The organism is Cryobacterium sp. AP27 (genome assembly GCF_056680495.1).
The window spans coordinates 748,513-761,430 of the sequence record NZ_CM155285.1 but is presented as its reverse complement, the minus strand read 5'-3'; the positions used below and the strand labels follow the sequence as shown (position 1 = coordinate 761,430).

12 protein-coding genes are annotated in these 12,918 nt (G+C 64.8%); 2 read left to right on the top strand and 10 right to left on the bottom strand.

From position 1 onward, the window contains the following. Window positions 1-53: 53 nt before the first annotated feature. Genes AC1MB9_RS03530 through AC1MB9_RS03515 form a run of 4 tightly spaced genes read right to left on the bottom strand, consistent with a single transcriptional unit; the run spans window position 54 to window position 5,431 of the window. Window positions 54-2,018: an ABC transporter ATP-binding protein gene (locus AC1MB9_RS03530; RefSeq protein ID WP_479963661.1), complete on the bottom strand. Its 1,965-nt coding sequence runs from the start codon at window positions 2,016-2,018 to the stop codon at window positions 54-56. Beyond that, window positions 2,015-3,748, bottom strand: coding sequence for an ABC transporter ATP-binding protein (locus tag AC1MB9_RS03525; RefSeq protein ID WP_479963660.1), 1,734 nt, complete (start codon window positions 3,746-3,748; stop codon window positions 2,015-2,017). Before AC1MB9_RS03525 ends, AC1MB9_RS03530 begins: the two co-directional genes overlap by 4 nt. A gap of 12 nt (window positions 3,749-3,760) precedes the next feature. Beyond that, entirely contained in the window at window positions 3,761-4,414 is a 654-nt protein-coding gene (locus tag AC1MB9_RS03520) for a TetR/AcrR family transcriptional regulator (protein WP_479963659.1), read from the bottom strand. 60 nt (window positions 4,415-4,474) lie between these two features. Continuing rightward, window positions 4,475-5,431: an aldo/keto reductase gene (locus AC1MB9_RS03515; RefSeq protein ID WP_479963658.1), complete on the bottom strand. Its 957-nt coding sequence runs from the start codon at window positions 5,429-5,431 to the stop codon at window positions 4,475-4,477. Between the two features lie 108 nt (window positions 5,432-5,539). Between AC1MB9_RS03515 and AC1MB9_RS03510 the strand changes: the two genes are divergently transcribed. Together AC1MB9_RS03510 and AC1MB9_RS03505 are read left to right on the top strand one after the other, a co-directional pair. Continuing rightward, complete coding sequence (locus AC1MB9_RS03510) at window positions 5,540-6,043, top strand: methylated-DNA--[protein]-cysteine S-methyltransferase (RefSeq protein ID WP_479963657.1); 504 nt, start codon at window positions 5,540-5,542, stop codon at window positions 6,041-6,043. Continuing rightward, complete coding sequence (locus AC1MB9_RS03505) at window positions 6,036-6,638, top strand: DNA-3-methyladenine glycosylase I (protein WP_479963656.1); 603 nt, start codon at window positions 6,036-6,038, stop codon at window positions 6,636-6,638. Before AC1MB9_RS03510 ends, AC1MB9_RS03505 begins: the two co-directional genes overlap by 8 nt. Window positions 6,639-6,670: 32 nt before the next feature. On the opposite strand, the gene AC1MB9_RS03500 is transcribed toward AC1MB9_RS03505, so the two are convergent. The 6 genes from AC1MB9_RS03500 to atpA form a co-directional block, all read right to left on the bottom strand. Further along, window positions 6,671-7,660 (bottom strand): malate dehydrogenase, encoded by a 990-nt coding sequence (locus AC1MB9_RS03500; protein WP_479963655.1) that lies wholly within the window; start codon window positions 7,658-7,660, stop codon window positions 6,671-6,673. A 65-nt stretch (window positions 7,661-7,725) separates the two neighbouring features. Continuing rightward, window positions 7,726-8,508: a YaaA family protein gene (locus tag AC1MB9_RS03495; protein ID WP_479963654.1), complete on the bottom strand. Its 783-nt coding sequence runs from the start codon at window positions 8,506-8,508 to the stop codon at window positions 7,726-7,728. A 20-nt stretch (window positions 8,509-8,528) separates the two neighbouring features. Beyond that, window positions 8,529-8,792 carry a F0F1 ATP synthase subunit epsilon gene (locus AC1MB9_RS03490; RefSeq protein WP_479963653.1) on the bottom strand — a complete coding sequence of 88 codons (264 nt, stop codon included), beginning with the start codon at window positions 8,790-8,792 and terminating at the stop codon, window positions 8,529-8,531. A gap of 2 nt (window positions 8,793-8,794) precedes the next feature. Further along, a complete protein-coding gene (atpD, locus tag AC1MB9_RS03485; RefSeq protein WP_479963652.1) occupies window positions 8,795-10,258 on the bottom strand; it encodes a F0F1 ATP synthase subunit beta in 1,464 nt (487 codons plus the stop codon). Between the two features lie 17 nt (window positions 10,259-10,275). Then, window positions 10,276-11,181 carry a F0F1 ATP synthase subunit gamma gene (locus tag AC1MB9_RS03480; protein WP_479963651.1) on the bottom strand — a complete coding sequence of 302 codons (906 nt, stop codon included), beginning with the start codon at window positions 11,179-11,181 and terminating at the stop codon, window positions 10,276-10,278. A 49-nt stretch (window positions 11,182-11,230) separates the two neighbouring features. Continuing rightward, window positions 11,231-12,868, bottom strand: a complete 1,638-nt coding sequence (gene atpA, locus AC1MB9_RS03475; protein WP_479964573.1) for a F0F1 ATP synthase subunit alpha — start codon at window positions 12,866-12,868, stop codon at window positions 11,231-11,233. Between the last annotated feature and the right edge of the window lie 50 nt (window positions 12,869-12,918).

Genomic DNA, 12,918 nt, shown 5'->3' with positions numbered 1-12,918 from the left:
CCGATCTGGGCGAAACCACGCCGGTGGTCGACCCGTGGAGGAGTTCGTGTCGGTCAGACCTCGTCGGCGACGGGTGCGGCGAACTGTGCCTCGTAGAGCGCGTGGTACGCCCCGCCGGCCGCGAGCAGCTCGGCGTGGTTGCCCTGCTCCACGATACGGCCGGATTCCATCACCAGGATCAGGTCGGCGTCGCGGATTGTGGACAGCCGGTGTGCGATCACGAAGCTCGTGCGTTCGGCCCGCAGGGCGCTCATCGCTTTCTGTACCAGTACCTCGGTGCGGGTGTCCACCGAACTTGTGGCCTCATCGAGGATGAGCACGCTCGGCTTGGCCAGGAACGCCCGCGCAATTGTGAGTAACTGCATTTCCCCGGCGCTCACGTTGCTGCCGTCGTCGTCGAGCACCGTGTCGTAGCCGTCGGGCAGGGAATGCACGAACCTGTCGACGTAGGTTGCCTTGGCCGCGGCGAGGATTTCCTCCTCCGTGGACTCCGGCCGACCGTAGGCGATGTTGTCGCGAATGGTGCCCCCGAACAACCAGGTGTCCTGCAGCACCATTCCCATTCGGCTGCGCAGGTCCCGGCGGGTCATGTGCGCTACGTCAACGCCGTCGAGCAGGATTCGTCCGGCGTCGATCTCGTAGAAGCGCATCATGAGGTTGACGAGGGTGGTCTTGCCCGCGCCCGTCGGTCCGACGATGGCGATCGTCTGCCCGGGCTCTGCCACCAGGCTCAGGTCGTCGATCAGTGGCCGGTCCGGTGTGTAGCGGAACGACACGTCTTCGAAGACCAGGCGCCCGCGTACCTGATCGGGCGTTTCGGCGTCGGGCACGTCTTCGCTCTGCTCCTCGGCGTCGAGCAGGTCGAAGACGCGCTCGGCGGATGCGACACCGGACTGCAGCAGGTTCGCCATCGATCCGAGCTGCGCGAGCGGCTGGGTGAACTGGCGTGAGTATTGGATGAAGGCCTGAACGTCACCGAGCTGCATGGCGCCCGTGGCCACCTGCAGGCCGCCGGCGACCGCGATCGCCACGTATACGAGGTTGCCGATGAAGGTCATCGCCGGCATGATCATGCCGCTGATGAACTGCGCTCCGAAGCTCGCCCGGTACAACTCCTCGTTTTTCGCGGCGAAGCGCTCTTCGACCTCCTTCTGCCTGCCGAATACCTTCACCAGCGCGTGCCCGGTGAAGGTTTCCTCAATCTGGCCGTTGAGTTCGCCCGTGTTCTTCCACTGCCCGACGAAGAGTTTCTGAGAGCGTTTGGCGATGATCGCCGTGATCACGAGGGTCAGCGGCACTGTCACAAGGGCGATCAGCGCGAGCAGCGGCGACAACAGGAACATCATCACGATGACCCCGATCACGGTGAGCAGAGAGGTGACGACCTGGCTGAGCGACTGTTGCAGGCTCTGCGAGATGTTGTCGACGTCGTTGGTCACGCGGCTGAGCAGATCGCCGCGGGGTCGCTTGTCAAAGTAGCTCAGCGGGAGGCGATTGATCTTGGCTTCGATCTCCTCGCGCAGGCGGTACACGGTGCGCTGAACGATGCCGTTGAGAACGTACGCCTGCAGCCAGCTGAAGACGCTCGACAGCACATATAGCGCGAGGGCCCAGAACAAAACCGTGGAAAGCATCGCAAAGTCGATGCCGAGCCCCGGGGTGAGTGTCATCGCGCTGAGCATGTCGGCCCGGGCGGTATCGCCGGAGGCGCGCAGCTGCTCGATCACGGCGGCCTGGCTGGTTCCCGCCGGCAACGACTTCGAGACGATGCCGGAGAAGATGAGGTTGGTGCCCTCGCCGAGGAGGCGGGGACCCAGCACGGCGAACGTGACGCTGACGATCGCCAGTCCGAAGACGAGCGCGAGCCACAGCCGTTCCGGGCGCAGCTTGCCCAGAAGCCGTTTTCCGGAGGCGGTGAAATTCATCGGTTTCTCGACCGGCAGGCTCATCGCGCCGAACGGCCCGCCGCCGCGCGGCGGACGTGCGGCCGGCTTGTCGGCGGTGCTGGACTCGCTCATGCTGCTTCCTCCGCGGTCAGCTGGGATGACACAATTTCCTGGTATGTGGTGTTGCGCTCCAGCAACTCGTCGTGCGTTCCCCGGCCGACGATGCGGCCGTCCTCGAGCACGAGAATCTGGTCGGCGTCAATGATGCTCGAAACGCGTTGGGCTACTATCACCATCGTCGCTCCGTCGGTGCTGTGCTTCAGGGCCAGCCGCAGCCGGGCGTCCGTTGCCAGGTCGAGCGCCGAGAACGAGTCGTCGAAAATATACAGGTCCGGGCGTTTGACCAGGGCCCTTGCGATGGCGAGGCGTTGGCGCTGCCCGCCGGACACGTTCGTTCCGCCCTGTGAGATGGGAGCGTCGAGGCCGTCCTCCATCTCTTCCACGAAGTCTTTCGCCTGCGCGATGGTCAGGGCACGCCAGAGCTCTTCCTCCGTGGCGTCGGGCTTGCCGTAGCGCAGGTTGCTGCGCACGGTACCGGAGAACAGGTACGGCTTCTGCGGAACGAGACCGATGTTGCCCCACAGCAGGTCGGGGTTGAGGTCGCGCACGTTGACCCCGTCGACGAGTACCGAACCGCTCGTGGCGTCGAAAAGCCGCGGCAGCAGGTTGACGAGGGTGGACTTGCCGCTGCCGGTGCTGCCGATGATCGCGGTCGTCTCCCCGTGCCGGGCGATGAAGCTCACGTTACGCAGCACCGGCTGTTCGGCGCCCGGGTAGGCGAAGCCCACGTCGAGCAGTTCGAGTTCTCCGCGCCCGACCGTGTCGTTGACCGGATTGACCGGGGGCACGACACTGGAGACGGTCGAGAGCACCTCGCTGATGCGATCGGCCGACACCGCGGCGCGCGGAATCATCACCGCCATGAACGTGGCCATCATCACCGCCATCAGAATCTGCATCAGGTAGCTGAGGAACGCAATGAGCGTGCCGACCTGCATGGAGCCGTCCTGGATGCGGAAGGCCCCGAACCAGATCACGGCGACGCTCGAGACGTTGAGCACGAGCATGACGATGGGAAACATCAGTGCCATCAGTCGGCCCGAGCTCAGCGCGACTTCGGTAACGTCGCGATTGGCGACGGCGAAACGCTCGGTCTCCACGTCTTCGCGCACAAACGCACGAACCACGCGGATGCCGGTGAGCTGCTCACGCAGAACCCGGTTGACCGTGTCGATGCGGGTCTGCATCTTGCGGAACAGCGGCACCATTTTCACGACGATGAATCCCACCGCCACGAGCAGGATCGGAACGCTCACGGCGATGAGCCAGGACAACTGCACATCCTGGCGGATGGCCATGATGACCCCGCCGATGCTGAGGATGGGCGCAGAAACGAGCAGTGTGCAGGTGGTCAGCACGAGCATCTGTACCTGCTGCACGTCGTTGGTGGACCGGGTGATGAGCGAGGCTGCCCCGAACCGGGTCACCTCCTGCTCGGAGAATTCGCCGACACGGGTGAACACGCCGCCGCGCAGGTCGCGACCCACCTTCATGGCAACCTTCGCGCCGAAGTACACGGCCACGATCGCGCACAGGATCTGTGCGAGCGTGATGAGGAGCATGACGCCGCCGACGCGCAGGATGTAGCCGGTGTCCCCCTTTGCCACTCCCTCGTCGATGATGTCGGCGTTCAGGGTGGGCAGGTAGAGCGAGGCGATCGACTGGGCGAGCTGGAACACGACCACCGCCAGAAGCAGCGGCCAGTACGGCCTCAGGTAGCGCACGAGCAATTTCCACAACACGGGGGGGGTCTCCTAGTTCACTGCGGGGTCGGGTATCGCGGCGGTGGCCACGGTGACGGGGGTGTCGTCGGTGTGATGCGCGCCCCGCGAGCCGTCATCACGGCGACCCATGATGCCGTACAGGATGACGTCCGTCACCTCCTCGGCGCTGAACGTCAGTCCGCCGCGGATCTGCCGGATCGACGTCGAGAGGGTCACCATGCGGATGATCTGGCCCGTCCGTTCGGGACCGAAGTTCAGCCTCTCGAGATCGGCCGCCACGGCTTCGCCGAGCACATCGGTCAGCTCGTGCCGGGGGTCGTGCGCGTGCGGAGGCCCGAACCGTCCGAGGGCGGTCATGATGGTGAACACGGTCGTGAAGCGGTCGCGCATCATCACGACAATGGCGCGCACCTTGTCTTCGAGCGGCAACGTCACGTCGACGCCGCGCAGCCGTTCCCGGAACGGCTCCGGGTCGAGCTGCCGGTCGACGGCGGCCTGGATGAGTTCGTCCTTGGTGCCGAACGCGCGAAAAATGGTTCCTTCGGCGATGCCGGCCCGGGTGGCGATCTGCTTGGTCGTGAGCGCCTGACCGTACTCGATCAGCAACGGCGTGACGACGTCGATCAACATCTCCTGCCGGTCCTCGACGGACAGGGAACGCGCCCGGGTTGATTTCTTTCTCACCCGAGAATCCTAACTGAGTGAGCACTCACTCACAAACGTTGGGACCGTGAATTTCCCTTGTTAGGCGAACAGCTCGGAGATGAATGCAAGGTCCTCGCCGGTGGGCCGCCAGGCCGCCGTCGCATTCTGCACGATTTGTTCCGGCCTGGTTGCCCCGGCGATAACGCTCGTGAGCCCCGGCTGGGCGAGGAGCCAGGCGAATGTGGCCGCGAGCATGGTGACGCCGCGCTCACCGCACCAGGCCGCGTAGGTTTCGATGGTGTCCCACGGGGCGTTCTCGACCAGGTGCGGTCGGATCATCATGATGCGGCTGTCCGCCGGTCCGCCGCTGCGTGAGAATTTTCCGGTGAACAGGCCGTTGTAGAGCGGAAAGAAGGGCAGGAACCCGAGTCCGTACGCGTTCACGGCGGGCAGCACCTCCTGCTCAGCGCCGCGCACCAGCAGGTTGTACTCGTTCTGGCTTGAAATGAACCGCGGGTGCCCGTTCATCGCGGCGGTGAATTCGGCCTCGGCGATCTGCCAGCCGGCCAGATTCGAGTGCCCGATGTAGCGGATCTTGCCCTCGGCGATCAGGTCGTCCAGCGTGGACAGTGTCTCTTCGATGGGCGTGCGCGGATCAGGCTGGTGCAGCTGGTACAGGTCGATCCAGTCGGTCTGCAGCCGCCGTAGCGACGCCTCGACCGCCAGGCGGATGTAACGGCGCGAGCCCCGTGCTCCCCAGTCCGGCCCGTTGGCCCCGCCCATGTCCATTCCGAATTTGGATGCAAGCACGATCTGGTCGCGTTTGCCCTTGAGCGCATGCCCCATGAGCGTTTCGCTCTGGCCACGTTCGGCGCCATAAATGTCGGCGGTGTCGAACAGCGTCACGCCCACATCGATCGCGGCGTCGATGACCGCGTTCGTACCCGCCTGTGACACGGTGGCCGTTCCCGCCCGGCCGAAATTGTTGCACCCCAGTCCGATCGTCGACACGGTGAGTCCGGATGCGCCAAGCCTGCGGTATTCGATCTGAGCCATATGCCAAGACTACGGTGCGCGACTCCTCCACAGGCCGGGCGCGCTCACCGACGCACCGATGTCCGAATCCCGCCAGCCTCCGGTCGGGGTGGCGGCTACAGTCGGAATATGACCACTTCCGAGACCTCGCTGATCCGCGTGGCCAGCCCCATCGGTCGGCTGGAGATCACTGCCGACACCACCGGCATCCTGGCGCTGTCCATCGAACGAGAGGGAATGCTGCCCCTGGATGCCCTCCCGGAGTCCCCGTCCCCCCTGTTGCGGCTCGCCGCCACGCAGCTCGGCGAGTACTTCGCGGGCCGGCGCACGACCTTCGATCTTCCCGTGCACCTGGAGCGCGGCACCGCCTTCCAGCAGAGTGTCTGGCACGGCCTGCAGCGGCTCCGCTTCGGGGAGGTCGTCTCCTACGGCGATCTCGGCGCGTCCATCGGCCGTCCTGGCTCGGGCCGCGCCATCGGCGGTGCCGTTGGAGCCAACCCCGTGCCGATCATCGTCGCGTGTCACCGAGTGCTTGCGTCCAGCGGACGGATCACCGGGTACAGCGCCGGTGCGGGCATTCCCACCAAGGCGTGGCTGCTCGGCCTCGAGGGCATTGCGCACAGGTATGAGTGATGCCATCACGGACCAGCGCACCCTTCTCGTGCGGGGTGACGACGACGTATCCCGTTGCGGCTGGGTGGGTACAGACCCCGAGTACCGCCGATATCACGACAAGGAATGGGGGCGTCCACTCCGCGACGACGAGAGACTGTTCGAAAAGGTCTGCCTAGAGGGTTTTCAAGCGGGACTGTCGTGGATCACCATCCTGCGACGCCGCCCGGTGTTCCGTGAGGTCTTCCACGGCTTCGACGTCGCACGGGTCGCCGAGATGACTCCCGACGACGTGGAGCGGTTGCTCGGCGATGCGCGGATCATCCGTCACCGCGGCAAGATCGAGGCGACCATCAGCAACGCGCGGGTCACCCGTGACCTCGGCGAGAGCCTGGGGCACCTGATCTGGAGCTTCGCGCCGGAAACGCCCCGGGCGCGCCCGGTGCGCAGCTTCGCCGACGTCCCGGCGATCACGGAGCAGTCGACGGCGCTCAGCCGGGAGTTGCGCCGCCGCGGGTACAAGTTTGTCGGCCCCACGACGATGTACGCGCTCATGCAGTCGGCGGGGCTCGTCGATGACCACCTCGTCGGCTGCCACCGGGCACCCGACGCGTAGCGCCCGTCGCGCCTCCGTACGGTCGAGCCCCGTTAGGAGGGGATCAGTCCGAGTGCCCGCACGGCCTCCCGCTCCTCCACGAGCTCGGCGACGGACGCGGCCAGTCGGGTCCGGGAGAACTCCCCGAACTCAAGTCCCTCAACGATGCGCCACTCCCCGTCGACGGATCGGGAGGGAAACGAGCTCACCAGGCCCGTCGGCACCCCGTATGAGCCGTCGGAGACGACGCCGACGCTGGTCCACCCGGCGGGCGTACCGTTCACCCAGTCCCACACGTGGTCGATCGCGGCACTGGCCGCCGAGGCGGCCGACGACGCGCCGCGCACCCGAATGATCTCCGCTCCGCGGTTGGCCACCCGCGGAATGTACGTTTGCGCCAACCATGTCTTGTCGATGACCTCGATCACCGGCCGACCGTCCACCGTGGCGTGGAAGACATCCGGATATTGGCTGGACGAATGGTTGCCCCAGATGGTGAGCCCGGCGATGGAGGTGACAGGCACAGCCAGGTGGGCGGCCAGCTGCGCCACCGCACGGTTGTGATCGAGTCGGGTCATCGCCGTGAACCGATCGGCGGGAATGTCGGGGGCGTGCGCCGCCGCGATGAGCGCATTCGTGTTGGCGGGATTGCCCACCACCAGCACCCGCACGTCGTCGGCGGCGCCCGTGTTGATGGAGCGCCCCTGAGGGCCGAAGACGCGTCCGTTGGCTTCGAGCAGGTCGGCGCGGTCCATCCCCGGTCCCCGCGGGCGAGAACCGACCAGCAAGGCAACGTTGACGGCGTCGAAGGCGCGCAGAGGGTCATCCGTCACCTCAACGGACCGCAGCAGCGGAAATGCGCCGTCGTGCAGTTCCAGCGCGGCCCCTTCGGCCGCGTTGAGTCCCTGGGGAATCTCCAGGAGTCGCAGGTTGATCGGCACGTCTGCGCCGAGCATCTGGCCGGATGCAATGCGAAACAGCAGCGCGTAGCCGATCTGTCCGCCGGCACCGGTCACGGTCACGTTCCTGGCTTCTGGGGGCACGCTCACACCCTAGCCAGTTTCAGGTCTCCCGGGAAGTGAGGCCGTGGCGGCCGGCACGACTGCCGTCAGGGCCAGAAGATGGTGAATTCGGGGGCGGGACCGCTCGCGTCCACGACCAGTTCCAGCTCGCCGACGGCGCCGGGGCGCAGTATGATCCGCATTGATCTCGCCCACTCGATGAGCTCGGACGTGCTGTCAAAGTCGACGGAGTTCTGCACGAGGGCGCGCACGAATTCACCCTTCGATTTCTTGTTGAAGTGGTTCAGCGCCCGGGTGCCGCCATTCACGTCCGTGACGACGCGCAGAAACACCGACTCCGCGCGCTGCGGAGCGGCACCGAGCGCCACGTACGCCTCGGAGCGCAGGTCCAGCAGGAGCCCGCGCCTATCCTGCAACACGGCGGTGACGGGGCCCGCCCAATGCTTCTTGAGTGCCAGGCCGGGAAGCCGGGAATCATGGGAGACGCGGTACGCCGGAATCGGATCCAGCGCCCCAATGGGCCCGAAGAGGGCCGAATGCACGAGCACGTGCTCTGCGGCGAAGGCGCGTTGCGCCTCGGTGAGGGAGCCGGCATCCAGCGCGTCGAAAATGACGCCGGTGTAGCGGTCAACGGCCGGCATGGTGAACGATGTCAGGAGAGAGCGGTTGCGCTCGATCTCGGCTGACTGCGTGCGGCCCAGTTTGAGTGCAGTCCTCGCGGCATCCGGGGTCTTTGAGAGAAGAACCAGGGTGCGGGCGACGGAACGCCGCGCGCCCGTCAGCGGAGGAAAGGCCAGGGTGGGCCAGTCCAGGGGTACGGCTTCGCCGCCGGAGCGTTTCGTCTCCGACGGCGGAAGCAGTACTAACATGCGTTTTCTGCGGCTGTGGACTAAACCAGTGCCGCCTGACGGGCGACGATCGTGACGATGTCGTTGTCGACGGACAGGAATCCGTCGGCAGCTTCGGCCACAATCTTCGACCCGTCGGCGAGGGTGAGGCGAACCTCACCCTCCGCGAGGATGGCCAACAGGGGCTCGTGGCCGGCCAGAATACCGATCTGACCTTCCACGGTGCGCGCCACGACCATGGTCGCCTCGCCGGTCCAGACCTGCTGGTCCGCCGAGACAACGCTGACGCTCAGCGGTGCTGCCATGTTTAGCCGTTCTCCTTCTGAATCTGAGCCCACTTCTCTTCGACATCGTTGATGCCACCGACGTTGAAGAAGGCCTGCTCGGCCACGTGGTCGAACTCGCCGTTGGCAATCGCCGTGAACGACTCGATCGTGTCCTTCAGCGGAACCGTGGATCCTGTGACACCGGTGAACTTCTTCGCCATGTAGGTGTTCTGGCTCAGGAACTGCTGGATGCGACGCGCACGGGAAACCGTGACCTTGTCCTCTTCAGAGAGCTCGTCAACACCGAGGATCGCGATGATCTCCTGGAGTTCCTTGTTCTTCTGGAGAATCGCCTTGACACGGACGGCCGCGTTGTAGTGATCGTTGCCCAAGTAGCGGGGGTCGAGGATACGACTCGTCGAGGTAAGCGGGTCGACGGCCGGGTACAGGCCCTTCGACGCGATCTCGCGAGACAGCTCGGTCGTGGCGTCGAGGTGGGCGAAGGTGGTCGCCGGCGCCGGGTCGGTGTAGTCGTCGGCGGGGACGTAGATCGCCTGGAGGGAGGTGATCGAGTGTCCACGGGTCGACGTGATGCGCTCCTGGAGGATACCCATCTCGTCGGCGAGGTTCGGCTGGTAGCCCACGGCGGACGGCATACGGCCGAGCAGCGTGGAGACCTCGGAACCGGCCTGCGTGAAGCGGAAGATGTTGTCGATGAAGAGCAACACGTCCTGCTTCTCGACGTCGCGGAAGTACTCAGCCATCGTGAGGGCGGAGAGCGCGACGCGAAGACGCGTTCCCGGCGGCTCGTCCATCTGGCCGAAGACGAGCGCCGTCTTGTCGAAGACTCCGGCTTCTTCCATCTCGACGATGAGGTCGTTGCCCTCACGGGTGCGCTCACCGACTCCGGCGAACACCGATACTCCACCGTGGTCCTGCGCAACGCGCTGGATCATTTCCTGGATCAGAACGGTCTTGCCGACACCGGCGCCACCGAAGAGTCCGATCTTTCCACCGAGCACATACGGCGTCAGGAGGTCGATGACCTTGATGCCGGTTTCGAACAGCTGAGTCTTGGCCTCGAGCTGGTCGAAGGGCGGCGGCTTGCGGTGGATGGGCCAGCGCTCGGTGATCTCAATCTTCTCGTCGGGAGCGGCGTTGAGCACCTCTCCGATGACGTTGAAGACCTTGCCCTTGGTGACGTTTCCGACGGGAACGGTGATGGGGCTTCCGGTGTCCCGAACCTCCTGGCCACGAACGAGTCCGTCGGTCGGGTTCAGGGCGATCGCACGAATGAGGTCGTCGCCGAGGTGCAGTGCAACCTCTAGCGTGATCTCGTTCGTCTGTCCACCGATCGTGATGGAGGTCTTCAGGGCGTTGTACATGCCGGGGATCGAGTCATGCGGAAACTCGATGTCGACAACGGGGCCGGTAACGCGAGCGACACGGCCAACAGAGCCGGCCGTATCCTCCGCGTGGACTGGCGCGGTTACGGTGTCAGTCATTGCTCTCTCTTCTCTGGTTACTTCTTGGCGGATGAGAGCGCATCGGCTCCACCCACGATCTCGGAAATCTGCTGGGTGATCTCGGACTGACGTGCATTGTTCGACAACCGCGTGTAGTCCGTGATGAGCTTGTCAGCGTTGTCACTGGCCGATTTCATGGCCTTCTGACGGCTGGCGTGCTCTGAGGCCGCGGACTGCAACATGGCGTTGAACAAGCGGCTTTCGATGTACACCGGAAGCAGGCTGTCCAGCACCGTTTCGACGTCCGGCTCGAACTCATAGAGCGGCAGGACCTTGTTGTCGGCGGCGGGCTCAGCGACGCCCTCGACGACCTCGAGCGGGAGAAGCCGTACGACCTCGGGAACCTGGCTGACCATGCTCACAAAGCGGTTGTACACGATGTGAATCTCGTCGACTCCGCCGTCGGTGTAGTCCCGCAGGAAGGTCTCAAGAAGAGCCTCACCGATTTCCTTGGCCGTTTCGAACTGCGGCTGGTCGGTACCGCCGGTCCAGACGCGCTCAGACGCCCGGTTGCGGAATGCGAAGTAGGCGATCGACTTACGTCCGACGAGGAAGTAAACGATGTCCTTGCCCTGGCTACGCAGCAGTTCGCTCAGCGACTCCGCTTCACGCAGAACCTGTGAGCTGAATGCTCCGGCCAGGCCTCGGTCCGAGGCGAAGATCACGACGGCGGCGCGTTGAATCTTCTCCGGTTCGGTCGTGAGTACGTGCTCAACGTTCGAGTACGTAGCCACCGCGGATACGGCGCGGGTGACCGCGCGCGAATACGGGGTTGACGCAGCGACCCGCGCCTGCGCCTTTTGAATGCGCGAGGCGGAGATCAGCTCCATGGCCCGAGTGATCTTCTTAGTCGTCTGGGCAGACTTGATTTTCTGCCGGTAGACGCGAAGTTGCGCTCCCATGTGTCTCCTGGTTTCCTTGTCTGTCAGTGATTAATCGGGCGACGACGCGTTAGCGGCGGTGCTTGACGATCTTTTCCTGAGTGACTTCTTCGACGGCAATGGCCTCGAACTTTTCGCTGCCGACGGAGGCCAGTGTTTCGCCCTCGCCGGTCTGGAATTCGAGCTTGAACTTGTCGATCTCCGTCGACATGCTCGAGACGGTGTCATCGGTGAGAAGGTTCGTCTCGCGCAGGGTCGACAACACCGTGGTGTTGCGGGCCAGGTAGTCGAGCAGTTCGCGCTCGAAGCGCAGAACGTCCGGAATCGGAACCTCGTCGAGCTTGCCGTTGATGCCGGCCCAGATCGAAACGACCTGGTCCTCGACGGGGTAGGGCGAGTACTGCGGCTGGCGCAGCAGCTCGGTGAGGCGGGCGCCGCGAGCAAGCTGGCGACGGCTGGCCGGGTCGAGGTCCGACGCGAACATGGCGAAGGCCTCAAGCGAGCGGTACTGCGCGAGCTCGAGCTTCAGCGTTCCGGACACCTTCTTGATCGACTTGACCTGGGCGTCTCCACCCACTCGCGAGACCGAGATTCCCACGTCGACAGCGGGACGCTGGTTGGCGTTGAAGAGGTCGGACTGCAGGAAGATCTGACCATCGGTGATCGAGATCACGTTGGTCGGGATGTACGCCGCCACGTCGTTGGCCTTGGTCTCAAGGATCGGCAGACCGGTCATCGATCCGGCGCCGAAGGCGTCGGAGAGCTTGGCACAACGCTCGAGCAGGCGAGAGTGGAGGTAGAACACGTCTCCGGGGTACGCCTCGCGTCCCGGCGGACGACGCAGCAGCAGCGAAACGGCGCGGTAGGCCTCGGCCTGCTTGGACAGGTCATCGAAGACGATGAGAACGTGCTTGCCGGCGTACATCCAGTGCTGGCCGATGGCCGATCCGGTGAACGGGGCGAGGTACTTGAAGCCGGCCGGGTCGGAGGCGGGGGCGGCGACGATGGTGGTGTACTCCATCGCTCCGGCGTCCTCGAGCGCACCCTTGACCGAGGCGATGGTGGAGCCTCGCTGGCCGATGGCGACGTAGATGCAGCGCACCTGCTTGTTGGTGTCGCCCGACTCCCAGTTCGCCTTCTGGTTGATGATGGTGTCGATCGCGATCGCGGTCTTGCCGGTCTGGCGGTCACCGATGATGAGCTGACGCTGACCACGGCCGATCGGGATCATGGCGTCGATCGCCTTGATGCCGGTCTGCATGGGCTCGTGCACGCTCTTGCGGTCCATGACGCCGGGGGCCTGCAGCTCAAGAGCACGACGGCCCTCGGTTGCGATCTCGCCGAGACCGTCAATGGGCGCGCCGAGCGGGTCGACGACACGTCCGAGGTAGCCTTCACCAACGGGAACGGAGAGAACCTCACCAGTGCGGTGCACCTCCATGCCCTCAACGATTCCGGCGAACTCGCCGAGTACGACGACACCGATCTCGTCCTCGTCGAGGTTCTGGGCTAGGCCCAGGGTCCCATCGGCGAATTTGACGAGCTCGTTGGCCATCACGCCGGGCAGTCCCTCAACGTGGGCGATGCCATCGCCTGCGGTGGTGACGTAACCGACCTCGGTGGTGGAGGTCTTGTTCGGCTCGTAGGACTTGACGAAGTCCTGGAGAGCGTCGCGGATCTCATCGGGGCTGATCGTTAGTTCTGCCATCATCTTCCCTTTTCTGTACTGGTTGTACAGGTGTTAGCTGTTGTGAAACG